Annotated in this window: 1 protein-coding gene; it reads left to right on the top strand. The window is 40.2% G+C overall.

What is annotated here, in order from left to right:
• The coding region (locus A3775_RS20885; RefSeq protein ID WP_197480203.1) for a HAMP domain-containing sensor histidine kinase at window positions 1–859 on the top strand (859 nt) is incomplete at both ends.

The following is an 859-nucleotide window of genomic DNA, read 5'->3' as shown; positions in this document are numbered from 1 at the left end:
GCAACAGGGTCAACCGCTTGTGATTGATGATGTCACACAGGATACAAGAATGACAGCGATCGCTCAGGCAATGTTAGCCGGTGGTACTCAAGCCCTGCTTGATGTCCCCTTGCAACATTCAGACAAATTAGTAGGTTTACTCTGTTTTGATTCACCCACCCCCAAAACTTGGCAAGGGCATGAAATTGCCGTGCTTTCCGAAGTGGCCAAATATTTAGCCATTGCCCTCAAAGATGCACAAGCACAACAAGAATTAACCAGGAATAACTTAGCTTTAGAACTAGCTAAACAAGAAGCCGAAACTGCTAACAAAGCTAAAAGTGAGTTTCTAGCTAATATGAGCCACGAAATTCGTACACCCATGAATGCAATTTTGGGCTTTGCTGACTTGCTGCAATCAATTGTGACTGAACCACAAGCACAATCATATTTAAACACACTAACTGCCAGTGGTAAAAGTCTGTTGGGATTGATTAATGACATTCTGGATTTATCCAAAATTGAAGCCGGTAAATTAGAACTTTGTTATGAACCTGTAAACCTGCGAGTTCTGATTCAAGAAATTCAACAGATTTTTACTCAAAAGGCAATCACTAAAAATTTAACTTTATACACCGAGATTGAAGATACTGTACCACCGGTGATTTTGATTGATGAAGTCAGATTACGTCAAATTCTATTTAATGTCGTGGGCAATGCCCTGAAGTTTACAGAACAGGGATATATTAAAATCCTTGTTCGCGCTCACATTCACTGTCTATGTGGAGTTAGCCAAGTGTGCCTAGAAATTGCCGTAGAAGACACAGGAATCGGTATTGCTCAGGAGCAACAACAACTAATTTTTGAAAAATTTGTCCAG

The organism is Anabaena sp. 4-3 (assembly GCF_001597745.1).
In the GTDB taxonomy this organism is placed as follows: domain Bacteria; phylum Cyanobacteriota; class Cyanobacteriia; order Cyanobacteriales; family Nostocaceae; genus Trichormus.
Note: the sequence above shows the minus strand (reverse complement) of the source record. Positions and strands in the feature narration are given on the sequence as shown.